The sequence below is a fragment of the Hypericibacter sp. genome (assembly GCF_050729195.1).
Lineage (GTDB): Bacteria > Pseudomonadota > Alphaproteobacteria > Dongiales > Dongiaceae > Hypericibacter.
This window is the reverse complement of the sequence record NZ_JBOHKS010000262.1, coordinates 22755-47044: the sequence shown is the minus strand read 5'-3', so window position 1 is coordinate 47044 and position 24290 is coordinate 22755. Positions and strand designations below refer to the sequence as shown.

Sequence of the window (24290 nt, the reverse complement as noted above, 5' to 3'; positions counted from 1 at the left end):
AGCCGGCGAACCCGCCCGCCGGCTCCGCGAAACGTCATGAGAGAGTAGCGTGAAACCCGCATCGGCCCTCGGTTTCGATCATCGTCTCCTGACACACGATATATCATATAACATCAACGTGGCGACTCTCAATTTGTCGAGCGAATCCGGGGATGAAGACCGGTTCAGCTGGTGATGAGGAGGTCGGCGCGGAGCACCGTGGCGGCGGCCGAGAAGGCCCGCTCGATGGTGACGCCGAGCACGGATGCGGGATCGAGGATGCCGGCCCGCCGCAGATCGCCGAAGATCATGGTCTCCAGATCGAGGCCGTCGGCTGGCTTCTTCGCGCCCTCGAGACGGCCGAGCCAGACGGGAGGGTCCTCACCGGCATTGCCGATCATCGTGGCAGGGATCTGCCGCAGGGCATTGCGCGCCAAACGCCGTGCGGCCTGGCGGGCGCCGTCATCGCTTGGTCCCGATGCAAGGCTGGCCGCGAGATGCAGGAAAACGGTCCCGCCACCGGGCACCACGCCGCCCTGCGCCGCCTGCAGACCGGCGACCGCCTTTCGCGCAGCCATCAAGCGGATGGACCGGTCTGCCGATGTGATGCCGCCGATATGGAGCCGGGCAAAGCCCCGGCTGAGACGCGCCAAGCGCAATTCGAGCTGCTCGCGGTCATAGCTCAGATAGCGTTCGCCGGCGATCCGCTGCCGGATCTCCTTGCGTCTGGTTTCCAGGGCGTTGCCTCGTGCGGCACCTCCGAGCACCGTCGTGAAATTCTGCTCGACCTTCACCTCCTCGGCCCGGCCCAGCATCTGCGGGCGCATCTTTCGCAGATCCGTCCCGAACCGATCCGACAGCAGCTCCGCCCCGGTCGCGATCGCCAGATCCTCGAGCGCGTCATAGCCGCGTTCGGCGACGCTCCCGATCTTGAGCGCCGCAACCCGCAATCCCGCCTCGGTCTTGTTGCGGACGAGCGCCTGCAACGCGACGCCCGTCATATCGCGGGCGACGATGAGCAGGGATTTCTGCTTCGTGGCAAACCCTTCGAGAACAGGCAGCAGGCTGCCGAAATCGCTGATCTCTTCGTCGGCGATCAGGATATAGGGATCCTTGAGCCGGACCTGGATCCGGTCGGAATCATCCGAGAGGTGGCGCGACACCAGGGCTGCTTCGATCGTCGTGCCCGGCCGGATGTCGCTTTCGATATCCCTGCCCTCGCCTTCCTGAACCTGAATCACCGTCTCGCCGCCGAGTTCCAGAAACAATGCACCAATGCGATTGGCGATCTCCTCGTCACGGGCGGCGGTCCTGGCAACGGCCAGAGCGATCTCGTCCAAACGCGCATCGATCCGATAGGATTGGATCTTATTTTGCAGATCAGGCGCCAGTTCCAGCAATGCATCGGCGACATCGCCCATATCGAGGCCGGCCTGAGCCAAGGGCACTGCGGCCGAGACGATCGAGGCCATCATGAGCGCGACTGCGGAGGTGCCGTCGCCAAAGTCGCGATCGACCTCGAACAGCGTCTCTTTCAAAATACGAGCACCATGGGCTTCCGGCCCATGACAGCTCGCCGCCACTTCGCGAGCAATATCGTAGCCGTGAGTCAGCAGGACAGGCGGCGCCGGCGGCCGATGCAGCAGAACGGTGCGTCCCTTGGGACCCAGGCTGGGGGCAATGGCCCTGGCCGCCAGTTGAATCCCTTGCGCCAGGCAAAGCCTGCCCAGCCCATCGCCCCTGATCGTGACCGGCCGTCCCATCGATTCGATTTCCAGAAGATCGGGAGCGACGCTTTAGCCCAAGCGCGGATTGCGCTCAATAGACCGCAGCGTAACGGGCGCATTGGGCCGCGGGATCGAGGTCCTTGAGCTTGGCCATCTCGGTCCGCTTCATCGCGAAGAAGGATTTCTGCATCGGGTCGGGCAGCCAGCCCATGACGGTCGCGTCCTTCTCCAGTTCGGCGAGCGCCGCGGGCAGGCTCTCGGGGAGGCGGCGGATCCCCAGCTTCTTCAACTGCGCGGCAGAAAGATCGGCGGGGTCGCCTTCGACCAGCGGTGGCGCCGGCAGCTTCTCGCGCAGGCCCTCGAGCCCGGCACGAACCAGCGCACCCAGCTGCATATAGGGGCTGGCCGTTGCGTCGCCGGCACGGAATTCGAGATGCGTCTGGCGCGCGATCTCGCGACCGGGGGTGTCGTCGACCGGCGCGATCCTGACGCCGGCCTCGCGGTTGCGATAGGCGAAGCAGTTGAAGGCGGCGCTCCAGCGATGCGGCGTCAGCCGCAGATAGGAGATCAAGCTCGGCGCCGACAGCGCGCAGAGGGCCGGCATGTGGCGCAGCACGCCCGCCACGAAGCTGCCAGCCCTGGCGCTGATGCCGCCCGGGCCCGCGGGATCGTGGGTCGCCGCCCGCCCATCGATCGTCTCCAGGCTGAAATGAAGATGGACGCCGCTGCCGACCGAAGCCGGGTCGATGATCGGCGCGAATGAGGCGCGGCCGCCGAACTGACGGGCCACGTCGCGGGTGATCTCGCGCAGCATGATGGCGCGGTCGGCCGCCACCAGCCCACGCGACGGCTTCATGGTGAGCTCGAACTGCTGCGGTCCATACTCCCGCAAGATCGTCTCGGGCTCGACCCCGGCTGCCGACAACGCCTCGGTGAGCGCGCCGAGAAAGCCCTGGACCCCGCGGAAATCGATCAAGGTGAAGGCGCTGTTGATGGCGAGATCGATCCCCAGCAGGAAGAACTCCTGCTCGAACGAGGCCCGCAACGTCAGACCCGTCTCGCGTTCCAGATCCGCCAGCGCCTGCTTGGCGAATTGACGGGGGCATCCGCCCCAGGGACGCCCGTCGGTCTCGACGATGTCGCACAGAAAGGCGAGCAGCCCATGCTCCTCGCCGAACCCCGTCAGCCTGAACCCAGAGCTCTCCGGCTCGGGCTGGAGCCGCAGATCGCCCAGCGGTCCGAACGGATTCTCGCCGATATCGCCGAACGGGGTGAGGGCAAGATTGGCGGGGACCCAGCCCACGCCCGCATCCATGCGGTGACCCAGGTCGCGCGCCGGAAACCCGCGACCCCGGGTCATGCCCGCGAGATCGTTGGTCAGGAAGATCGCCAGATCCCGGCTGCTCATCGACGGTCCCTTCCCTCGAAATGACGGGGTCGCGCTTTCGAGCATAGCGCGGGCGGATCATCGCTGCCCATCGTCCAGAATCCCGCCACCGCCCTGACCGATCCGTCAGGTGGGCCTCCCGCAACGCCGGAAGCTCGCCTATAATCCTGGCGCCACCGAGACGAGCAGCGCCCGAGAAAGGACCGAAGGACCGAACCGATGACTTATGTGATCCGCCCCGACAGCCCTGAAGCCATGGGTCCTCGCTATCGCGAGCGCGCCGTCGTTCCGGCCCGCACCGCGCTCCTGACCGTCGACATGCAGAACGCCGATTGCGCGGCGAAGGTCCGCCACCGGAAGCTGGATCCCACGCCGGAGAACAATGGCTATCGCTATTTTTATGACCGGCTGGAGAAGATGGTCATCCCGAACCAGCGGCGGCTCCAGGCCGCGACCCGCAAGATGGGCATCGAGAACATCTATATCGTGATCGAGAGCCTGACCAAGGACGGTCGCGACCGCGGCATCGATCACAAGGCCTCGCAGATGCATTACCCGCGCGGCTCGTGGGACGCAGCGGTGATCGACGAGGTGGCGCCGGAAGAGGACGATATCATCGTCCGCAAGACCGCATCCGGTCCGTTCGGCACCACCAACCTCGACTACCTGCTGCGCAATATGGGCTTCGACCAGATCATCGTGTTCGGCGTGCTCAGCGACCAGTGCGTCGAGAACACGGTCCGGGTCGGCGGCGACCTGGGTTACCTGGTGACGCTGGTGACCGATTGCTGCGCGACCTACAGCCAGGAACGGCAGGATTTCTCCGAGCGCGCGATCAAGGGCTATTGCCGGCAGCGCACCGCCGACCAGCTGATCGCGGAGCTGGCCGACATCGCCAAGAGCAATTCGGGATCCGTCACCGCGGCCTGAGCCGGACGGGCGGCGGCACGGCGTCTAGGAGGATTCCAGGGCCGTGCGCGCCTGCTGCAGCTGCTTGCGCATGTCGGCGTCGATTTCCGGATAGGCCAGGCCCAGCGAATCCAGCGCATCGATGATCGCGGCGGCGACGATGACGTGGGTGTACCATTTGTTGTCGGCCGGAACGACGTACCAGGGTGCTTCCTCGGTCGCGGTCTCCCGAATCATGTCCTGGTAGGCCGACATGTATTCATCCCAATGCTCGCGCTCGGTCGCATCGGCTGCGGAGAACTTCCAGTTCTTCGAGGGTTCGTCGAGGCGCGACATGAAGCGCCGCTTCTGCTCATCCTTCGAGACATAGAGAAAGAATTTGCGGATCACGAAACCGTTGCGCGACTGGAAGCTCTCGAAGTTGCGGATGTCCCTGTAGCGCTCCTGCCAGATCGACTTGGTGACGAGTTTGGGCGGCAGCTTCTGGCGGTGCAGGAATTCCGGATGGACCCGGACCACCAGCACCTCTTCGTAGTAGGAGCGATTGAAGATGCCGAACATCCCGCGCTCGGGAAGCCGCTTCTGGCAGCGCCACAGGAAATCGTGGTTGAGATCCTCGGTCGAGGGCGCCTTGAAGCTCGACACCGAGCAACCCTGCGGATTGATGCCGGAGAGGACATGCTTGATCGCGCCATCCTTGCCGGCGGCATCCATCGCCTGGAAGATCAGCAACAAGCCCCAGCGCTGCTGCGCATAGAGCTTCTCCTGGAACTCCGACAGGGCCTGGACGCCGATCTGCAGCGCCTCCTTGGCCCTCGGCTTGTCCTCCGCCTTCAGATCGCCCGTATCGTCGGGGTCGAAGTCCTTCAACCGGAACTTCTTGCCCTTGGTGATGCGATAGTCCCGCGAATAGCCTTGCGAAAGCTTGACGATCTTCTTGATATCCATGGCCCTGCCGGGATTGCCTGGTTCAGCGGTTTATGCGCGTGACCTTCGTCCCCTCGATCCCAAGACCGGCCATGAGGCCTTGCTGACCGAAAATGAAGGCATAGATTTCCGCCTGCAGCGTCGTGGTCGTCGCTTTCGTCGCGAACCCTTCGTCGGCAACGACGATCGACGGACCGACACCGATCTCCCAGCCATCGGATTTGTTGAGATACTGAATCGCGTTGTCGGTCATCAGGAACAGCACATAGCTGAACCGTTGAATGCCGATCTGGAGGCCATAGGAAGCCGCGGCTGAGCTGTAATAGCCAGCCGCCTTGCCGTTGACCAGCAAGGTGCCTTCGCCATAGGCGGCGCCAATCATGAAGCCTCCCTTCGCGATCGTCGGGAAGACCAGGATGCCCTTCGCTTTCTCGCCCAGCACGCGGGCGCCTTCGTTCGAGGCATAGAGCTTCTTGAGCGCCGCCATCGCGTCGGCATCCATCTGCGCATCGGCCGCGGCGAAGCGGGGGCCGACGGCCACCGCTCCCGCCACCACCATCGAACCCAGCAAGAGACGACGGGAAAGGACCCGCGAGGCGCCGGCCCTTTCCGCGTTCGCAATCTTCGTCATCAGAACCTCATGCCATCGTGATGTGAAACCTGCCGACCGCTAGTCGGGCAGCGCACTCGCGAGGAACAGCGATTCGAGGATCGGTCCCGGGGGGCGATCGCCGAAATTGGTGCGCAGAATATGGGTCAGGTCCTTCGAGACATAGATCTGACTGAGGGCACGGTCCACCGCAAGGCGGAAATCCTCGTCATCACGTCGCAGGCCGAGGGCGTAAGTCTCGGCACTCAGCATCAAATCGCCGAGCTTGAGCTGGTCATTGCCCGAAGATTTCAACAGATCCACGAGGATGCCGCGATCGCCGAAGAAGACCGAGATCTCGTTGTTGCCAAGCGCCTTGGCACCGGCTTCATAGCTGTCGTAGGTGACGACCTGCGCGGCGATATCCAGCTTCTTCAAGACGCCGTTCAACACCGTCTCGGTCGTGGTGCCCGATTTGACGCCGACCTTCTTGTCCTTGAGATCGTAGAGCGAGCTCGGACCGTCGGTGCGATAAAGCACCGCGGCACCGGTGATGAAGACCGGGACCGAGAAGCTTACCTGCTCGCGGCGCTTCAGCGTGACGGTGTCGGGGCCGCAAAGCAGATCGACTTTGCCCTGGCTGATGGCGTCGAAGCGCGTCTCGGTCGTCACCTTCACATATTCCGTCTTGAGGTCCGGGAGGCTATAGGCGGCCTTGAGCTTCTCCACGACCGCCAGACAGAGATCGACGACGTAACCCTTCGCGGTCCCGTCGGTGTCGATATAGGAAAAGGGCTTGGTGTCTTCGCGGACGCCCAGTCTGATCGTACCGTTCTTCTTCAGATCATCGAGCGTTCCCGCCCCCGCCGCCGTCGAAACGGCGAAAGCCAGGCCCAAGGCGACAGCAAGCACTCGAAGCGATCGTCCGTACGCCACCATTTTGCGGCTCCATTTCCCTGTCGATTTGCGCGAACGGCAATGCCGGGCCGCAACGAATTGCCCCCTGCCCGGCTTCCCGATTTCTCCCCCGAGATCCCCCGCGAACGGCTTGAGCCATCCCGGCCCGGATCTCGATCCTATCCAGCATGACGCGTCTCGCCGCCGCCGCCCAGCCCGCAATTGAGCAGGCTGAAAATTATCATGATATAGCAATTATTTACATGCTTCCTCGGTCACCGATCCTAAAGCCTTCGGGCCCACCCCTGGCGCCTAAGGACAAGGCGCCGTGATCTCGGCGGGCGCGAGGGATGAAAGGAACGAGGAGCACCGATCCAGGAACCGTCGACGGCCTCGGCCCGTTAACCTTCGAGCCGGCTGTCCCTTGGGAGGCCGGGACTTTTATGGGGCCCGTCTTTTCGGCCTTCCGGTCGGGGGCCAGAATGGTTAACGATAAAGCTGGATACCGGCCTCGTTGCAGAGGCCTCTGACTCGGAACGAAAAACAGTGTATCGTTCGGACTCGGGCGAGACGGGACTGCCGGCAGAGCTTATCATCCTGCCGATTTGTTACGGATCCAATCTTGAGATCCGCGCCCAGAAAAAAAGAGGAGTTCAAAAATGAAGATAAAATTCCTGATCGCGTCCGCCGCTCTCGGCATGGCTCTCTCCACGGGCGCGATGGCCGCCGTGATCTCGAACGTGACGCCGAACAACCGCTGCACTCTTTATGCGCAGGATCTGGACTGGGACATCATGCTGATGAAGGGGAACCCCGGTGCGGATGCGGCCAGCGCGTCTCTGGCCCAGGGCCAGGACGAGTGCGCCCACGGCAAGTATGACGAAGGCATCGCGACCATTACGGGCGCTGTCAAGAGTTTGGGCCTGCCGGTCAACGAGCACTAAGACCGCTTCGTTTCACCGATAGACTCCGTCTGCTGAGAAGCGGCAGGCCTCGTCGAGGTCTGCCGTTTTCTTTTGTGTTGCAGATGCCCCGGCGGCTGGTTTCGGCCTAGAGACCGAGATAGCTGGTGCGGATCCGGGGATCGGCGGCGAGTTCGGAAGCCGCCCCGGCCATGACGACCCGGCCGTTCTCCAGCACATAGCCCTGGTCGGCAATGGCGAGGCTCATCCGGACATCCTGTTCCGCGAGGAGCAGCGTCAACCCGGCGTCCCTGAGCTCCCGGGTCAGATCGAACACGAAGCGCGCCATCTTGGGCGCCAGCCCCAAGGTCGGCTCATCGAGCAGAATCAGGCGGGGCCGCGCCATGAGCGCGCGGGCGATCGCTAGCATCTGCTGCTCGCCGCCCGAGAGAGCCCCCGCCGATTGGCGTTTGCGTTCTGCAAGCTTCGGAAACAACGCATAGGCCCGTGCCAGGCTTTCGGCAAAATGCGGCCGCGCCCAGGCGCCATAGGCGCCGACCCGCAGCGTCTCCTCGACCGTGAGATGCGGGAAGATCATCCGGCCTTCCGGCACGAGGGCGATCCCCCGCCCGACCCGCTCGTGGGCGGCGAGACGGTCGAGGCTCGAGCCGTCGAACCGGATCGAACCGCGCCGCGGCGTCATCAGCCCTGCCAGCGTGCGCATCAGGCTGGTCTTGCCGGCGCCGTTGCTGCCCAGGAGAACGGTGATCGATCCCGGCAGGACCGACAGCGAGACACCATGCAGCACCTCGATCGCGCCATAACCGGCGACCAGGTCGCGCGCCTCGAGCAAGGGCGCAGGCGCCACGAGATTCTCGGCCACGGCGCTCACGCCTCCACCCCGAGATAGGCATCGAGCACGCGAGGATCGCGCGCGATCGCCGCCGGCGCGCCCTCGGCGATCTTCATCCCGTGATGCAGCACGATGATGCGCTGGCAGAGATCCATCAGGGCCGACATCACATGCTCGATCACCAGCACGGTCAGCCCATGCTTCTCCTTGATGCGGCGGATCATGGCCATCGCATCGGCGATCTCGGTCGGGGTCAGGCCCGCCATCACTTCGTCCAGCAGCAGCAGACGCGGACGCTGCGCGAGCGCGCGGGCGATCTCGAGCCGCTTCTGGCCCGCCAGCGTGAGACTGCCCGCCAGCACGTCGGCACGATCCGCCAGGCCGACATCGGCCAGGACCGATTGCGCGAATTCCGCCGCCGCGTCCGGCCGCCGCTCGGCCGAGCCGAACAGGGCGCCGATCCGGGCGTTCTCGCGAACGGTCAGGCCGCGGAAGGGCCGCACGATCTGGAAGGTGCGCGCGACACCCCTGGCCGCCACCTGATCGGCGCGGCGGCCGACGAGAGACAGTCCATCGAGCCGGATATCGCCGGCGCTGGGCCGCTCATTGCCGGCGACGAGACTGAAGAGCGTGGTCTTGCCGGCACCGTTGGCGCCCATGAGACCGACCATCTCCCCGCTTTCGATCGAGAAGCTCACATCGTCGAGCGCCTTGAGGCCGCCGAAGCGTTTTCCGACGCCCTGAAGCTCGAGCAGGCTCATCGCCCGAACCTCCGGCGCAACAGCCCGTCGATGCCCGAGGGTGCGAACAGCACGAAGCCGATCAGCAGCAGCCCCAGGATGATCATGTAGAGCTCGGCCAGATTGGCCCAGAGCAGCTCCGACAGCAGCACCAGGAACAAGGCGCCCATGATGGGTCCGCGCGCGCGATCGCTGCCGCCGATCATCGCCATGGTCACGACGGTAAAGGAAATCGTCGGGCTGAAGATCTGCTGGGGCTCGAAATAGCTGGTCCGCAGCGCCGCCAGCCCGCCCACCATGCCGGGAATGGCGGCGGAAAGCGCATAAGCCGCGAGCTTGTAGCGCGCGGTCGGAACGCCCACGGTCTCGGCGGCGGGCTCATCCTCGCGGATCGCCCGCAGGCCCGCACCGAAGCGCGAGCGGCCGACCAGCACCACCAGCAGCGTCGCCGCGACCGCCAACGCCAGCATCGCCCAATAGAGTGTCGACAGACCCGGCGCGCCCATCATCAGCCGCCCGAACTTGCCGAGCGCCGCCTCGACATTGATGACGATGTATTTGACCAGCTCCGCGAGGCCGAAGGTCAGGATCACGAAATAGGGCCCGCGCACGCGCATGACCGGATAGCCGATCAGGCCCGCGAACAGCGCGGCCACGAGACCGGAGAGCGGGATCGCAAGCGGCAGCGGGACGATGTGCCAGGTCAGCACGGTGAGATAGCCGCCCAGCCCATAGAACACGGCATGGCCGAGGGAGATATAGCCGGTGAAACCGGAGAGCAGCACCCAGCTCTGGGTGAGCGCGATCCACATCATCAGCTGGAAGCCGACGCCCAGATCATAATCGCCGCCCAGGAACGGCAGGGCGGTCATGGCTGCGAAGAAGATGATCGGCAGCAGGTTGGAGAGCGGCTTCATCGCACGATCCGCGCCCGGCCCAGGAGACCTTGGGGTCGGATCAGCAGCACGGCGATGAAGACGCCATAGACCAGGATGGAGCGGTAATTGGGCGAGGTCAGAGCCACGCCATAGGTCTCGAGCAGCCCCAGGATCAGCCCGCCGATCAGGCTGCCGGTGAGATTGCCGAGTCCGCCCAGAATGATGATGACGAAGGCCGCGATCATGTAAGGGAAGCCCATGAAAGGCGACACCTGCTCCACCATGCTGACGAGAGCGCCGGCGAGGCCGGCGACCGCGAAGCCCGCGATGAAGCTCCAGCGCTCGAGCTTCTCCGTGTCGATTCCGGCGAGGCTGGCCGCCTCGCGGTTCTGGATCAGCGCCTTCACCGCGAGACCCACCGTGTTGAAGTGCAGCAACAGCATGGCGGCGACGGTCACGATGCCGGCGACGATCAGCACTAGCAGCCGCCCGCCGGTGACCGAGGCGACGCCCAGATCGATCACGGCGCCGCCGAAGGGTTGATAGCCCCGCGGCGTCGCGGTGAAGAGCAGCGACACCAGGTTCTGCAGGATGATCGAGATGCCGAAGAACAGCAGCAGCGAGTTGGCTTCGATGCGCTGGGTCAAGGCAGGGTTCGCGAGGAGCCGGCGGAAGAGACCGCGATAGAGCCCATAACCCAGGATCCCCGCCGCCACCGGCGAAAGGATCAGCGCCGGCCAAGGGCCCAGTCCCAGGAGACTGAAGGACCAGGAGGCGACATAGCTTCCGACCATCACCAGCTCGCCATGGGCCACGTTCAGCAGCCGCATGGTGCCGTAGATCAGATTCAGCCCCAGCGCCACCAGCGCATAGAGCGCACCCGCGATCAGTGCGGCTGCCAGAAGCTGGGGAGAAAGCAGCAGATCCAAGGCTCGAGATCTCGCCGGCGTGGAGGGTTGAAAAAGAAGCGGCGCGGGAGAGGCGGTCGCCCGCTCCTCCCGCGCCCTTCGACTCTCAGGCGATCAGCCGCGCGGCTTGTAGGGTGCGGTCGCCGCTTCCGGCGGCCATACCAGCTGCGCCTTGCCGTCCTGGAACTGCAGGAACGAGGTCGGCGTGGTGACGTTCTGGACGCCCTCGAACTTCACCGGGCCATTGATCGTGTCGAAGGTCATGGTCGAGATCGCTTCGCGGATCTTGGCCTTGTCGAGACCGGCTGTCGCCACCGCCTGCTGCAGGATTTCACAGGACATGTAGGCCAGCGCGGAATCGAGATAGTCCGGATTGGCGTTGAATTTCGCGACATAGGCGTCGAAGAAGGGCTTCGCCTTCGGCCAGGCGGCCTTGGCCGGAGTCCAATGGCCGATGGTGACGATGCCGTCGAGATCCTTGCCGAACATCTTGCCGAAGAAGTCGATGGTGGGCCCCACCAGCACGAACTGGAATGGCGCCTTGATGCCGACTTCCTTGGCCTGGTTCATATAGAGGATCGAATCGTTCGGATAGGAGAGCGCCAGCACGGCGTCGGGATTGGCGGCTTTCACCTTGCCGAGCAGCGCCGTCATGTCCTTCACATCGGGCGGATACTCGTCATTGACGGCGACCTTGATGCCGGCCTTGTCCAGCGCCGGGATCAGGAACTGCTTGATCTCCAGCGAGAAGGGCAGCTGGTTGGTGATGACAGCGGCCGTCTTGGCACCGTTCGCCGTCAGCATCTTGGCCAGCTCTTCCGCCATCCGATCCGGAATGGCCGAGGTCGGGAACCAGATATTGCCGGGCTTCAAGTCGCGCAGCTGCACGGAGGCGGCGGAGTTGCCGACGACCGGGAACTGGTATTTCTCGAGCACGCCCGCGATGGCGAAATGCATCGGCGTACCCCAGGGCGCCAGCAGCAGATCGACCTTGTCCTCGGTGATCAGCTTCTCATAGATGCGCACGGTCTGGTCGGGGTTGGACTGGTCGTCATACATGACGAACTCGATCGGCCGCTTGGTGCCGCCGACATCGAGCCCGCCCGCCGCATTCACCTGTTCCTTCCACAGCTCATAGGCATTGAGCTGCGAGGGTGCTGCCGCCGCGAACAATCCGGTTTGCGCGATCGAGAATCCGATCCGGACCGGCTCGGCCGCCTGGGCCGCCGCCGCACCGGCGAGAGCGAGGCCCGCCACCGCGAGGGCCGCTCCCATCCATTTCTTGAACATCGTCTTCGCCTCCCCTGTTGTCTTTATGTTTGCTTGTTCATCCAGTCGATCGCCGCCGGCACCCACGGGCCGGCGGGTTCGCCGCCCGCATAGCTGGCGGTAAAATGGTCACGGCCCGGCAGCACGATCCGCGAAACCTCGCCCCCGGCTGCCTTCAAGGCGGCCTCCATGGCCTCAGCTTGCCGGATCAGATGCGGAAAGTCGCGCTCGCCATGGGCCATGAAAAAGGGACGCGGGCGCCCGTCGATCCGGTGGATCGGGCTGGCCGCCCGTTCGGTATCGCCGGTCCCCAGGAAGCGGGGCCGCATGGAGAGGCCCGACCCGGCCGCGAAATCGTAGACGCCCGAAATGGGCAGGCAGCCGCGGATCGCATCGCCCGCTATGCCGGCCCGAGCCTGCCAGTCCCGGGTCACCGCCAGCAGGCTGGTATAATGACCGCCGGCGGAATGACCGCCGATGAAGATCGGCTTCCGGCCGGTTTCCCGCCAGACCCAGGCGAGGCCCGCCGCGGCATCCTCGACCCCGGTGGGGAAGATATGCTGCGGCGCGAGACGATAGCCGATCGAGGCGAAGAGATAGCCGGCCGAGGTGAAGGCCGGCGCCATGAACGCCATCCATTCCTTGTAGCCGTTGGTCCAGCCGCCGCCATGGAGGAAGGCCAGCACCCGGCCGTTGGGCTTGGCCGGGCGGTAGAGGGCGACGCCCTGATAGGGATCGTCGCCATAGCGATGATCCTCGCCGGTGACGCCGGCGCCCAGCCGCATGGCCTCGTCATGGTAGCGCTTGCCGACCTCGGAGAAAGACTCCTGCGGCGGGTAATCCTCAATGCGCAACGCCGCCCTCCTTCGCCCCGTCTTCTTTTGCCAAGCAGGCGCGCAGCACGCGCTCGGCATTCATCGGCAGGCGGCGCAACCGCACACCCGCCGCGTCGTGGATCGCATTGGCGATGGCGCAGGGCACCGGCACCAGCGAGATCTCGCCGACACCCTTCGCGCCGAACGGTCCGTCGGCCTGCGCATGCTCGACGATGATCGAATGGAGCTCATAGGGAATGTCCATCGTGCCTGGGATCTTGTAGTCCATGAGCGTGGGGTTCGCGAGGCGCGCGCCGTCCCAGACCACTTCCTCGATCAGCGCGAAGCCGATCCCCTGCACCACCCCGCCCTCGATCTGACCTTCGACCAGCCGCGGATTGATCGCCTTGCCGACATCGACCGCGGTCCAGAGGCGCTTGACCTCGGTCTGGCCTGTGGCCTCGTCGATCTCCACCTCGGTGATGAGGGCGGCGAAGCTGTAGACGCCGATCTGCTGGAAGGGCAGCCCCAAGGCAATTGCCCGCTTGGGATCGACGGTCGGCGTCTCGAACACCAGCGTGTTGCTGCCGACGATGGGCCCGCCTTTGCGCCAATGGGCGCGCGCCGAGACCACCAGGAAGGGCAGCTCCTTGGCCTGTACGCCCTTGATGCCGACGCGGCCGCCCGGACGCAACTCCAGATCATCCACGCTGCATTCGAAGATGTCGGCCGCCTGTTCCTTGATCTGACGCTCGACCTCGCGCGAAGCCGCCACCACGGCCCGGCCCGTGGTGTAGGTGACGCGGCTCGCGGTCGTGCCCCAGTTATAGGGTGAGCCATCGGTGTCGGGCGACGCGGTCGAGACCTGCTCCATCGGGATCTTCAGCACTTCGGCGCACATCTGCGTCAGCACGGTATCGGAACCCTGGCCGATATCGACGGCCCCGGTATTGAGCACGACCGATCCGTCCTCGAGCATGCGCACGATGGCGCCGGTGCCGAGAAGTCCGCTGATATGGCCCGCCACGGCGAAACCGAAGCCGCGCCGCTTGCCCTCGGGCGGCGTCGGCAGCGATTTGCGCTGGTCCCAGTCCGAGGCCTTGCGCACGGCCTCGATGCAGTCGGCGAGGCCATTGGAATCCACCGGCTGCCCGCCCAGCCAGTGGTCGCCGGGCCGCATCATGTTCTTGAGGCGCAGCTCGATCGGATCCATGCCCAGCGCTTCGGCGATCTCGTCGAGCTGCGTCTCGGTGCCGAACGAGACTTGCGGATTGCCGAAGCCACGGAAGGCGCCGGAGCGCAGCTTGTTGGTATAGACGACATGGCCATGGCAGCGCGTATGCGGAATGCGATAGGGCCCGCGCGACATGAGGAGGGCATAACCCAGCACGCCCGGGCTGTCGTCGCCGAAGGCACCGCCATCGAGATAAAGCTCGCATTCGCGCGCAACCAGCGTGCCGTCGCGCTTGACGCCGGTCTTGACGCGGATCTTGGCCGGATGGCGCACCCGCACCATCTGGAAGTCCTCCTCGCGCGTGAGGATCATCTTGACCGGCAGGCCGGTGACCATGGCGAGTTTGACCGCGATCGGCTGGATATGGGCTTCCATCTTGTTGCCGAAGCCGCCGCCGATGCGCGGCGTCACGCAGCGGAGCTTCGACATCGGCAGGCCCAGCGATTCGCAGACATTGGCCTGGACGCGGAACACCGACTGGTTCGCGGACCAGAGGGTGATGCGGCCTTGCGCGTCGGTCTCCGCCAGCGCGCCGCAGGGCTCGATCGCGAGATGGGCCTGGGCCGGCGTCTCGAATGTGTTCTCGAAAATCAAATCGCTTTCGCGCCAGCCCTGCTCGAGATCGCCTTCCTTGATCTCGGTATAGGAGAGCGAGTTGCCCTTGGAGATGGCCGAGAAGACCTTGAAATAGCCGGCGAGCCCCTCATGGATGATCGCCGCATCGGGCGCCAGCGCCTCCTCGACCGTGAGGATCGCGGGCAGCTCTTCATATTCGACGTCGATCAATTGGCAGGCCTGGCGCGCGGTCGCCTCATCGTCGGCTGCGACGGCGGCGACCGGCTCGCCGACATAACGGACTTTGCCCTTGGCGATGGCAGTCTCGTCCTTGACGAAGGCCCCCATGCGGTGATCGCCGAAATCGTCGCCGGTCACGACCGCATGGACACCCGGCAGCGCCAGCGCCGCGCTGGTGTCGTAACGGAGAATTCGCGCATGAGGGTAAGGGCTTTGCAGCACGGCGCCATGCAGCATGTTCGGCCGCGACATGTCGGCGATGTATTGGGCGCGGCCCGTCACCTTCTCGAGCGTCTCGAGCTTGGGCAGGCTCAAGCCTACGGCCATGGCTGGCTCGCTCACCGGGTGCCTCCCGTCACGACCGACAGAACCGCCTCGACGGTCTTGCGATAGCCCGAGCAGCGACAGAGATTGCCGGCAAGCCCTGCCCTGATCTCGTCGACGGTGGCGTTGGGACACTCCGCGACGAGCGCCGTCGCGGCCAGCATCATGCCGGAGGAACAGAAACCGCATTGCACGGCGCCAGCCTCGGCGAAGGCCTTCTGGATCGGCGCCAGGGCCTGGCCCTTGGCCAGACCTTCGATGGTGGTGACGGCACTGCCGTCGCAATTGGCCGAGAGCGAGAGGCAGCCGCGCACGGGCTGGCCCTCGATCAGCACGGTGCAGGCGCCGCAGACACCCTGATTGCAGCCGCGCTTGGCGCCGGTCAGCCCAAGCCGCACGCGCAAGGTTTCGAGCAGGGTCTCGTCCGATGGGACATGCAGCGCCCGGTCACGGCCATTGACCTTCAATGTGACGGCGATGTCGCTCATCGGGCCTGGGCCCTCGCCGCGCGCACTGCCCGGCGAACCAGGCGCGGAATGACCAGGCGCCGGTAATCGGCGCTGGCGCGGACATCGTCCACGGGATCGGCGGCCTCCGCCAGGAGCGCGCCTGCCGCGGCGAGCGACGCATCGTCGAGCTTGCCGCCGATCAGCTTGCGCTCGGCTTCGGCCAACCGTATCGGCTTGGGCCCGCAGGCGCCGACCGCGATGGCGATCCCGGCGCAGCTGTCGCCCGCCAGGGTCAGGACCACGGCGACCGAGGCCGTCGCATAATCGCCCTCGACCCGTGCCAGCTTGTCGTAATGACCGGTGGCCCGCGCGTCGCCCGCAGGCAGGTGGATCGCCGCGACCAGCTCGCCCGGCTCCAGCGCCGTCTGATACCAATCGGTGAAGAAATCGACGGCCTTGAGGCGGCGTGTGCCGTCGCCGCCGATGAGTTCGATCTCCGCATCGGCCGCGACCAGGGCCGGCGGATAATCCGCGCCCGGATCTGCGAAGGCGATCGAACCGCCCATCGTGCCCATATTGCGCACCGGCGGATTGGCGATCACGGACGCCGCCTGTTTGACGACCGTCTGGCCCGCTTCGAGCGCGGACGAGTTCGCCGTGGTGCGATGGCGCGTCATGGCGCCGACCCCAACCGAGCCGTCGGCATGACGCTGGATGCCCGCCAGCCCCTCGATCTTGCGCAGGCTGACAAGGGCGCTCGGCTGCACCAGCCCGGCATTCATCATGGCGACGAGGGTGGCGCCGCCCGCGAGGCATTTCGCCTCGGGATCCTCCGCCAGCAGGCGGACCGCCTCTTCCAGGCTGTTCGGCATATGAAGCAGCGGAGCGCTCATGCGGCGGGCTCGAGCCTTTCACGCATGGTTTTCACGAAATCGCCGCCGATGCCTTCGGCCTTCTTTTTCATCACGCCCAGGCCGAACTTGCCGAGCCTGCCCACGATGGAAATCTCGGTGCTGTAGCGGACTTCCGTCACGCCGGGTTCCGGCTCCTGCAGCTCCAGCAGCGTCTTGGCCTGGAGCATGGAGGCGCGGCTCCCCTCCTCGCCCTTCGTCAGGGAGCGCAGATAGTTCGGCGCAACTTGTTCCTCCACCTGGACGTCGAGCTTGAACTCGGCCTTGATCGGACCGATGGCGACGCGAACGCCGGCCTTGTAGCTGTTCGGACCCGTCACCTGGATGCCGGTGCAGCCGGGAATGCAGGGGCCGACCTGCTCGGGGTCGGTTATGAAGGCCCAGACCCGTTCGCGCGACGCGCGCACGGTGAACCCATCCTCGATCTTCATGACGCTAGCCCACCCCGACCCCTTCGATCGCCGTCGCCGGCCTCGCTCCCAACCCCGGCGAAGCCCGGTTCAGCGCGCTTCGCGCTGAACGATCATGGCGGGATCGACGAACTTTCCGCGCTCGATGACCGTGGCATTGTCGAGCAGCACGGTGCAGTCGCGCATGGGCACGTCGTAATGGCCCTTGGTCTTGCGCTTGCCCCCGCCTTGCGTGTTGGGCCCGGTCGAGAACAGGAAGTTTCCCGGGAAGGTCCGGGCGCTGGCATGACTGCGTTCCGGCGCGTCGCCATTGAGGGCGATGTTGTACCAGCGCGCCTGCGGATTGAGGCCCCAGCCCAGATGCGAGACGGCATGGCCGTCCATGTCGCCCGGATGCGCACGGTTGTCGTCGAGCCAGTCATTCATCAGCTTGGCGTCGAGCCCGCCTTCGATCTTGCGGATGAAGCCGTCGCGGATCTCGAGCCGGATCGGGTCCTGCACATAGCGGCAATAGGGCAGCACGATGATGTCGCCCGGCTGCACCACGACGGTGCCGTTGGCCGTGCCTTCGTTCGGGAAGGTGTGCACATGGCCGCCGCCCCAATGATCGAAATGGCCGGGCTCGTCGGCATAGCCCCACTGGCTCATCACCGGATATTCGCCGCATTTGACCGTGAGGTCGGTGCCGGCATCGCTGAGGATTCGCATCTCGCGCGCCTGGGCGAGGCGGCCATGGGCATGCTTGACCGCTTCCTTGAGGCCCTTCGGCGCCAGGAGCTGCTCGAGGTCGTCCGGCGCATCGATGATCATCAGCACCCGCGTGCCGCCATTCATCACTTCCTTGAGCCAGGCGGTGAAGAGCGGGATATGGAGGCAGACCAGGATGTCGGCCTGGCGGATCGCGTCGAGCGTGCCCTTGCATTTGCCGACCGTCGGCACCCCGACCTTGGTCCAGGAGGGAATGGCGTTGACGCAGATCTCATAGATATCGGCGCCCAGTTCGTCGGCCGCGGCGAAGGCGGCCTCGACATATTCGCGCCGGGCCGCCAGATCGGTCAGGACCACCACGGTTTCGCCGGCCTTTACCTGGCAAAGCTGGAATTCCTTGCGGTAGAGCCCCGTCAGCCGAGCCGGGTTGATCTCCTGCGCGCGCGCGGCGGCGACTGTCCGCATCCCTCATTCCTCCCTGCAACCGGCCCCGCTGGCCGCCCAGTCAATGGGCGCCCATCATGTGCAGCCGACCCGTCAAAGTCGAGAGGCTTTTGAGCCTTGAAATTGCTGGGACTTTGGCGGTTATTGCCGGTCGCAAAACCGGCCTGGGAGGAGTTCCCGAAGCCGCCCAACGCGGCACGAGGTCAGCCGGCCCTCCCGAACCATGGGCGCCATCGATCGCAGCCAAGCCGTGATCTTCGGCGGCTTAAATTCCTATGCCCCTCAGCCGATCCTGGCCGTCGGAAGCTGCCCAATAAGTGAGCAAAACTGGAGCAGGACAATTTCCCTTGACCCTCCCCCGGCGGTCAGGGGCCTTGGCAGCCGCAGCTTTTAAGCGAAAATACACCCTTCGATCTAGGTCATCGCGAAATCACGGCCGCAAAACTATCCAAAAGGATAGAAGATTTATCCACAACTTCTCAATCTTTGTCGCCGAGACTCGCAATACGAGTCAATTTTTATGAAATTCATCCATAAGTTGTAGTCGTTCCCAAATCGCGCTGCAACGATGGAAGTTCATCACGGCGACAGGACCGCCGCATCCGCGGTCTCAAGGGAGAAGAAAAATGACGGCCATCACCGCTGCGAGCCATCAGGGCCGCGGCAATTTCCTTGCGAACATGAAGATCCGCACCCGGGTGATCCTCGGGTTTCTCTGCGTGCTGGCGATCCTCGCCGCGATTGCGCTGGTGGGATTCTTCGGCTTCAGCAAGGTCGCGACGGAGTTCGCCAACTACACCGACGTCGTCAACATCGCGTCGGACGCGCAGACGATCGAGCGCAACCTCACCGATCTGCGCCGCCATGTCGAGATGTTCGTCGAGACCGGCGATGCCGCCGACGTCGACGCCACCCATGAGATCGAGAAGCAGCTCGAGGACGACATCGCGACGGGCAGCAGCGAAGCGATCGACGACGCGCAGAAGCAGGACATCCAGGGCATCGGCACGTCGCTCAAGGATCTGGTGACCGATTTCGACAAGGTCGTCGATATCGAGACGCAGCGGACCCACATCGCGACCGACGTTCTCGACGTCACCGGCCCGAAACTGGCCGAGGATTTCGTCGATGTCGGCCGGCAGGCGAGCCAGGACGGCAATGGCGCCGCCTCGATCCTCGCCAGCAACGCGTTGCTCGAGATGATGAAGGCCCGGCTCTACGCGAACCTGATGCTGGACCGCCATGAATCGTCCAACGCCCAGCAGGCCGAGGAAGCCTTCCAGGGCGTCAAGAAGAGCCTGGAGGATTTGGACAAGCTGACGCTGACTCCCGCGCTTCGCAGCGAGGTCGACCAGATCAAGACCCTGGTCGCCAGCTACGAGGAAGCCTTTCAGCAGAGCAAGACCTTCGACGACAACCTCGAATCGCTGACCACCGTCACCATTGCCGGCGAGGTCAAGACGATCACGGGCGATGCCGACGCGATCAAGAAGGATGCCGCCTCCGACGAGGAACAGGATGCCACGGACACCGACGGCGTGATCGCGGGCACCAAGACCCTGTCCACGCTGCTCAGCGTGGGCGGCCTGGTGCTGGGTCTCGTTATCGCCTGGCTGATCGGCCGGGGGATCTCGCGCCCGATCGTCGCCATGACCGGCGCCATGACCAAGCTCGCGGGCGGGGACAAGGCGATCACGGTTCCGGCGCTGGGGCGCAAGGACGAGATCGGCCAGATGGCCGATGCCGTCGAGGTCTTCAAGCAGAACGCGATCGAGATGGATCGCCTCGCGACCGAACAGGCCAAGGAGCAGGAACGCAAGGAAGCGCGCCAGCGGGCGATCGAAGGCTACATCAAGAGCTTCGATGAATCGGTCTCTGGCCTGCTCGGGATCCTCGCCTCCGCGGCGACCGAGATGCGCTCGACCGCCGAGAGCATGTCGGCGACCGCCGAAGAGACCTCGCGCCAGTCGACCGCCGTCGCGGCCGCCTCGGAACAGGCTTCCACCAATGTCCAGACGGTGGCGGCCGCGGCCGAGGAGTTGACCAGCTCGATCAGCGAGATCACGCGGCGTGTTTCGGAATCCACCCAGATCGCCGGCCGCGCCGTCGACGAGGCGACGCGCACCAACGGGGCCGTGAAAGGCCTCGCCGACGCCGCGCAGAAGATTGGCAATGTCGTGCAGCTCATCAACGATATCGCCAGCCAGACCAATCTCCTGGCGCTCAATGCCACGATCGAGGCGGCCCGCGCCGGCGAAGCCGGCAAGGGCTTCGCGGTGGTGGCCTCCGAGGTCAAATCGCTGGCCACCCAGACCTCGAAGGCGACCGAGGAGATCGCCGGCCAGATCCAGGCGATGCAGGGAGCGACCGACGGGGCCGTGACCGCCATCGAAGGGATCGGCACGACCATCACCAAGATCAGCGAGATCGCGACGGCCATCGCCTCGGCCGTCGAGGAACAGGGTGCCGCCACCCAGGAGATCGCGCGCAATGTGCAGCAGGCGGCGGCCGGAACCTCCGAGGTCTCGACCAATATCACCGGCGTGACCCAGGCCGCGGGTCAGACCGGTGCCGCCTCGGCGCAGGTTCTGTCCACGGCGGGCGAGCTTGCCAAGCAGTCGGAAGTGCTGCGCGGCGAGGTCAGCAGGTTCCTGGATAATATCCGCGCCGCCTGACGCCAAGGAAACGGAGCGGGCTTGGGCCGCACAACCCCGGCCCTACCCGCTCCGGCCCCTCGGCACTGTCATCGTGCCCTTCATCTCAGGATCGCCATCTCAGGATCGTCGCCATGACGAACATCGTCACTCATCCGGCCTTGGACGCCGGTCGGACCCGGTTGCTGGGTTTCTATCGCGACCAGCTCTGCGCCCAACGCGACCGCGCCGTGCAGGCGCTCAATACCGCCCTGGCGTCGATGATGGCGCTCCAGGACGAGTGCAATCGGGTCGCGCTCGGCCCGATGATCGACAGCTTCCGCACCGCCGCCGAGGCCTTTGCCCGGATCGATCCGCTGGCGCCACCCGATGCCCTCCTGCTGGCCCGCCTGACGGAGGCCCTGGACCGGCTGGCTCAGCTGACCCTCAATTCCGGCATCCTCTGAGACCGCTTAGAGCAGGCCGCGCTTCGCCAGGTTGCGCATCAGCTGCGTGGTGCCGAAGCGCCAGGCCGGCGCCTTGTCGCTGGTGGTGACACGATTGGTCAGGCTGCCCAGGGTCGGAGTCGAGATCGTGACGATATCGCCGATCTCATGGGTGAAGCCCTGCCCCGGCCCGCGCCGGTCCTGGATCGGCGCGAACATGGTGCCGAGATAGAGCACCACGCCGTCCGGATATTGGTGATAGGCGCCGATCAACTGCTCCACGAGCTCCTCGGGATCGCGGCTGATCTCCGAGATCGAGGATCCGCCCTGGAGCCGGAACTGGTTGGGCCCTTCCACCCGCAGCCCGATATGCGCCTTGCGTACATGGTCGAGCGAGAAGCCGCCATCGAACAGGCGCAGGAACGGCCCGATCGCCGAGGAGGCGTTGTTGTCCTTGGCCTTGCCCAGCAGCAGCGCCGAGCGCCCCTCGAAATCGCGCAGATTGACGTCGTTGCCGAGCGTGGCGCCGACGATGCGGCCATCGGAGGAGACCGCAAGCACCACTTCCGGCTCGGGATTGTTCCAGGTCGAGCCCGGATGGATGCCGATCTCGGCACCATGGCCGACCGAGGCCATCGGCTGGGCCTTGGTGAAGATCTCGGCGTCGGGCCCGATCCCGACCTCCAGATATTGCGACCAGATGCCCTTCTTGATGAGCAGTGCCTTGAGCGTCGCCGCGGCGGGCGATCCCGGCTTCAGGGACCGAAGGTCGCTGCCGATGGCGGCCAGGATCTCGGACCGGACCGAAGCCGCGCGCTCGGGCGCCCCCCGCGCCTGTTCCTCGATCACGCGCTCGATCAGCGAGGTCACGAAGGTGACACCCGAGGCCTTGACCGCCTGTAGATCGATCGGCGCCAGCAGCGAGGGCTTGCTCTTGTCCTGGCGGTCGGTCGGGGTGTTGGCCAGGATATCGGCGAGGCTTCCCACCCCCTCGCCCTTGGCCGCCTTCGCGGCCTTGGCCGGATCATTCTCTTCGCAGAGCTGCGAGACCGTCGGGAAATCCTTGGTGATATCGACCAGCGCCTCGCCCTCGAGACGCACCACCGACGGCCCTTCGAGCTCGGGCCGCCAGACGCGCCCGATCAGGGTCGCCGACTGGGCATCCTCCGGCAGGGTGGTCGCGACCGACAGGCCCAAGGGCAAGGGATGGCTCATGATCGGTCCTCAGCGGCGCTTGAAGACGGGCGCGCGCTTTTCCTTGAAGGCTTGGCGGCCTTCCATCGCGTCCTCGGTCGCGAAACAGACGGTCTGGAGGTCGCGCTCATACTCGATCGCCTTGTCGAGCGGCATCGAGAAGGCCGCGCGCAGATTGAGCTTGGCGGTCTCGGCCGCGATCGGCGCCCGCGCCGCGATGGCGCCGGCGATCTCGCGCGCCCGGTCCATCAGCTTGTCCGAAGCCACGACCTCGCTCACCAGGCCCCAGGCCAGCGCTTTCTCGGCCTCGATCGGATCGCCAGTCATGATCATGAGGGCCGCGTTCGAGGGCCCGACCGCATGGGCGAGATTGACCGCCATGCCGCCGCCGCCGATCCAGCCCAGCTTGATCTCGGGCGCCGCGAACCGCGCATTGGGCGAGCAGATGCGGATGTCGCAGCTCATCGCGGTCTCGAGCCCGCCGCCAAAGGCATAGCCATTGACCGCCGCGATCGAGGGCTTCACCAGCTTGCGCACGGCGTCGCAATAATCGGGGCGCGAGCGGAAGGCCCAGGGCGTCGGATAGGTGTCGAGCTCGCGGATGTCGGATCCGGCGCAGAAGGATTTCTCCCCCGCTCCGGTCACGATCACGACGCGCACAGTGTCGTCGCGATTGCAGCGCTCGATCGCCTCGATGATCGACTGGATCATCTCCGGCGTCATGGCATTGAGCTTCGCCGGCCGGTTCAGCGTGATGGTCGCGATCTGGTTCTCGACCGTGCAGAGGATGTTCTCGTCCATCGTCCAACCTCAAAGTTCGGCGCCTGTCGGGCGCAAGGCGGCGTAGCAACTCTGTAACCTGCCGGCAATGCCGACGGCAGGCTGCCGTTCGTTCAGGCCCTCCCGCAGGAGGGCCGAGGCCTGCGTCTGGAACGCGATATAGCCGTCGAAGCGGGGCCGGACCCAAGCCTGTTCCAGCGTCCGGAAACAGTTCTTGTAGAAATCGTCCCAGGCGGCGTTGATGCCCGCATCCTGCCAGGAATCGCGCCGGCTGGGTTGTCCCTCGTGGGCCGGGATGAAACCGGTCTGGGCCTCGGGGCCCATGAGCCAGCGGAGATGATCGAGCAGCACCGGCAAAACCTGGCAGCGCGTGCTGATGGCGATTCCGGTGCCGCCGAGGGTCGAGCCGGGCCTGCCCGCGGGCTTGGCCGCAGGCGCGTTGTGAAAGGCGACGCGTTTGGCCTTGGGATCGCGCGGCGCCGCGTAGTTCACATAGCCATAAACCAGAGGGCAGAGCGCCAAGTCGTCGCCCGCGGCCATCCGGTTCAGGATCCCGATCGGATTGAGATCGCGGGCGGCCGGCAGGCTGCGCGCGCTCAAGGGCCGCAGGATGTCGAGCGCGGCTGCCACCATCTGCGGCGACAGGAAGCGCTGAGGATCTTGAGCACCCGGGGCCTCGCCCAGCGAGACTGCGATCGACATGAGGCTCAGGATCGCATGCGGTCCCGCCAGCGAGAGACAGAGAGGAATGCTCGCCGGCAGCGCCGCCACCTCGGCCCAGCTCGCCGGCGGATCGCGATCCAGGAGATCGGGGCGCAGCGCCATCACCTGCGTCGCCGCATCGAGCGGCAGCGCCCAATGCGAACCGGCATAGCGATAGCTCGTCAGACAGGGCCCGATCGTGTCTCGCGCCCAAGCCGCGATCTCGTCGCTCGCGAAGATGGCTTCCAGCGGCTGCAGGCAGCGCTTGGCGACCGCCTCGCCGATATGGGGATGATCGAGCACGACGATGTCGTAGCGGCGGCAGAGATCGTCGATCGGATGGGATTCGAAACCCTCGAGCGGCTGGCGGTCCCACTGGATCGTCAGCCCGTCGCGCGCCTCGTCCAACCGCGCGGCCGCCGCCTGCAGCGCCTTGTAGCCGCGCGGATGATCCCAGGTCAGTCCCCGATAGGCCGGCAT

Annotated in this window: 23 protein-coding genes; 4 read left to right on the top strand and 19 right to left on the bottom strand. The window is 65.5% G+C overall.

Annotation, left to right across the window (positions count from 1 at the left end; genetic code table 11):
- Window positions 1-164 precede the first annotated feature (164 nt).
- Together ACREE8_RS21090 and ACREE8_RS21085 are read right to left on the bottom strand one after the other, a co-directional pair.
- Window positions 165-1742, bottom strand: a complete 1578-nt coding sequence (locus ACREE8_RS21090) for a TCP-1/cpn60 chaperonin family protein (protein WP_431574987.1) — start codon at window positions 1740-1742, stop codon at window positions 165-167.
- 55 nt (window positions 1743-1797) lie between these two features.
- Window positions 1798-3114, bottom strand: coding sequence for a glutamine synthetase family protein (locus tag ACREE8_RS21085; RefSeq protein WP_431574986.1), 1317 nt, complete (start codon window positions 3112-3114; stop codon window positions 1798-1800).
- 198 nt (window positions 3115-3312) lie between these two features.
- Between ACREE8_RS21085 and ACREE8_RS21080 the strand changes: the two genes are divergently transcribed.
- The gene (locus ACREE8_RS21080; RefSeq protein WP_431574985.1) at window positions 3313-4023 is read left to right on the top strand and encodes an isochorismatase family cysteine hydrolase; all 711 of its coding nucleotides are present in this window, start codon (window positions 3313-3315) and stop codon (window positions 4021-4023) included.
- A gap of 24 nt (window positions 4024-4047) precedes the next feature.
- Here ACREE8_RS21080 and ACREE8_RS21075 read toward each other — a convergent pair whose 3' ends face one another.
- From ACREE8_RS21075 to ACREE8_RS21065, 3 genes are read right to left on the bottom strand one after another with little or no spacing between them, the layout of a single operon-like run.
- On the bottom strand, window positions 4048-4950 hold the full coding sequence (locus tag ACREE8_RS21075; RefSeq protein WP_431574984.1) for a polyphosphate kinase 2 family protein: 903 nt from the start codon (window positions 4948-4950) through the stop codon (window positions 4048-4050).
- A 22-nt stretch (window positions 4951-4972) separates the two neighbouring features.
- Complete coding sequence (locus tag ACREE8_RS21070) at window positions 4973-5560, bottom strand: YSC84-related protein (RefSeq protein WP_431574983.1); 588 nt, start codon at window positions 5558-5560, stop codon at window positions 4973-4975.
- A gap of 39 nt (window positions 5561-5599) precedes the next feature.
- Window positions 5600-6430, bottom strand: coding sequence for an amino acid ABC transporter substrate-binding protein (locus ACREE8_RS21065; protein WP_431574982.1), 831 nt, complete (start codon window positions 6428-6430; stop codon window positions 5600-5602).
- A gap of 644 nt (window positions 6431-7074) precedes the next feature.
- Between ACREE8_RS21065 and ACREE8_RS21060 the strand changes: the two genes are divergently transcribed.
- Entirely contained in the window at window positions 7075-7359 is a 285-nt protein-coding gene (locus ACREE8_RS21060; protein ID WP_431574981.1) for a hypothetical protein, read from the top strand.
- Between the two features lie 106 nt (window positions 7360-7465).
- Here ACREE8_RS21060 and ACREE8_RS21055 read toward each other — a convergent pair whose 3' ends face one another.
- The 11 genes from ACREE8_RS21055 to ACREE8_RS21005 form a co-directional block, all read right to left on the bottom strand.
- Window positions 7466-8209: an ABC transporter ATP-binding protein gene (locus ACREE8_RS21055; RefSeq protein WP_431574980.1), complete on the bottom strand. Its 744-nt coding sequence runs from the start codon at window positions 8207-8209 to the stop codon at window positions 7466-7468.
- On the bottom strand, window positions 8206-8931 hold the full coding sequence (locus ACREE8_RS21050) for an ABC transporter ATP-binding protein (RefSeq protein ID WP_431574979.1): 726 nt from the start codon (window positions 8929-8931) through the stop codon (window positions 8206-8208). Before ACREE8_RS21050 ends, ACREE8_RS21055 begins: the two co-directional genes overlap by 4 nt.
- On the bottom strand, window positions 8928-9827 hold the full coding sequence (locus ACREE8_RS21045) for a branched-chain amino acid ABC transporter permease (protein ID WP_431574978.1): 900 nt from the start codon (window positions 9825-9827) through the stop codon (window positions 8928-8930). Before ACREE8_RS21045 ends, ACREE8_RS21050 begins: the two co-directional genes overlap by 4 nt.
- Window positions 9824-10717, bottom strand: a complete 894-nt coding sequence (locus ACREE8_RS21040) for a branched-chain amino acid ABC transporter permease (RefSeq protein WP_431574977.1) — start codon at window positions 10715-10717, stop codon at window positions 9824-9826. Before ACREE8_RS21040 ends, ACREE8_RS21045 begins: the two co-directional genes overlap by 4 nt.
- Before the next feature lie 93 nt (window positions 10718-10810).
- Entirely contained in the window at window positions 10811-11986 is a 1176-nt protein-coding gene (locus ACREE8_RS21035; RefSeq protein WP_431574976.1) for an amino acid ABC transporter substrate-binding protein, read from the bottom strand.
- Window positions 11987-12009: 23 nt separating this feature from the next.
- Window positions 12010-12819, bottom strand: coding sequence for an alpha/beta hydrolase (locus tag ACREE8_RS21030; protein WP_431574975.1), 810 nt, complete (start codon window positions 12817-12819; stop codon window positions 12010-12012).
- The gene (locus ACREE8_RS21025; protein WP_431574974.1) at window positions 12809-15136 is read right to left on the bottom strand and encodes a xanthine dehydrogenase family protein molybdopterin-binding subunit; all 2328 of its coding nucleotides are present in this window, start codon (window positions 15134-15136) and stop codon (window positions 12809-12811) included. The genes ACREE8_RS21030 and ACREE8_RS21025 overlap by 11 nt, the downstream gene beginning before the upstream one ends.
- Window positions 15137-15147: 11 nt before the next feature.
- Entirely contained in the window at window positions 15148-15621 is a 474-nt protein-coding gene (locus tag ACREE8_RS21020; RefSeq protein WP_431574973.1) for a (2Fe-2S)-binding protein, read from the bottom strand.
- Window positions 15618-16475, bottom strand: a complete 858-nt coding sequence (locus ACREE8_RS21015) for an FAD binding domain-containing protein (protein WP_431574972.1) — start codon at window positions 16473-16475, stop codon at window positions 15618-15620. The genes ACREE8_RS21020 and ACREE8_RS21015 overlap by 4 nt, the downstream gene beginning before the upstream one ends.
- Window positions 16472-16924, bottom strand: a complete 453-nt coding sequence (locus ACREE8_RS21010) for a CoxG family protein (RefSeq protein ID WP_431574971.1) — start codon at window positions 16922-16924, stop codon at window positions 16472-16474. The genes ACREE8_RS21015 and ACREE8_RS21010 overlap by 4 nt, the downstream gene beginning before the upstream one ends.
- A gap of 69 nt (window positions 16925-16993) precedes the next feature.
- Window positions 16994-18076, bottom strand: a complete 1083-nt coding sequence (locus ACREE8_RS21005; RefSeq protein WP_431574970.1) for a hypothetical protein — start codon at window positions 18074-18076, stop codon at window positions 16994-16996.
- A 605-nt stretch (window positions 18077-18681) separates the two neighbouring features.
- Here ACREE8_RS21005 and ACREE8_RS21000 point away from each other — a divergent pair.
- Window positions 18682-20730 (top strand): HAMP domain-containing methyl-accepting chemotaxis protein, encoded by a 2049-nt coding sequence (locus ACREE8_RS21000; protein WP_431574969.1) that lies wholly within the window; start codon window positions 18682-18684, stop codon window positions 20728-20730.
- Window positions 20731-20843: 113 nt separating this feature from the next.
- Window positions 20844-21155 carry a hypothetical protein gene (locus ACREE8_RS20995; RefSeq protein ID WP_431574968.1) on the top strand — a complete coding sequence of 104 codons (312 nt, stop codon included), beginning with the start codon at window positions 20844-20846 and terminating at the stop codon, window positions 21153-21155.
- 6 nt (window positions 21156-21161) lie between these two features.
- Here ACREE8_RS20995 and ACREE8_RS20990 read toward each other — a convergent pair whose 3' ends face one another.
- From ACREE8_RS20990 to ACREE8_RS20980, 3 genes are read right to left on the bottom strand one after another with little or no spacing between them, the layout of a single operon-like run.
- Window positions 21162-22349, bottom strand: coding sequence for a fumarylacetoacetate hydrolase family protein (locus ACREE8_RS20990; RefSeq protein WP_431574967.1), 1188 nt, complete (start codon window positions 22347-22349; stop codon window positions 21162-21164).
- Between the two features lie 9 nt (window positions 22350-22358).
- The gene (locus ACREE8_RS20985; RefSeq protein ID WP_431574966.1) at window positions 22359-23129 is read right to left on the bottom strand and encodes an enoyl-CoA hydratase/isomerase family protein; all 771 of its coding nucleotides are present in this window, start codon (window positions 23127-23129) and stop codon (window positions 22359-22361) included.
- A 9-nt stretch (window positions 23130-23138) separates the two neighbouring features.
- Window positions 23139-24290, bottom strand: coding sequence for an extracellular solute-binding protein (locus ACREE8_RS20980; protein WP_431574965.1), 1152 nt, complete (start codon window positions 24288-24290; stop codon window positions 23139-23141).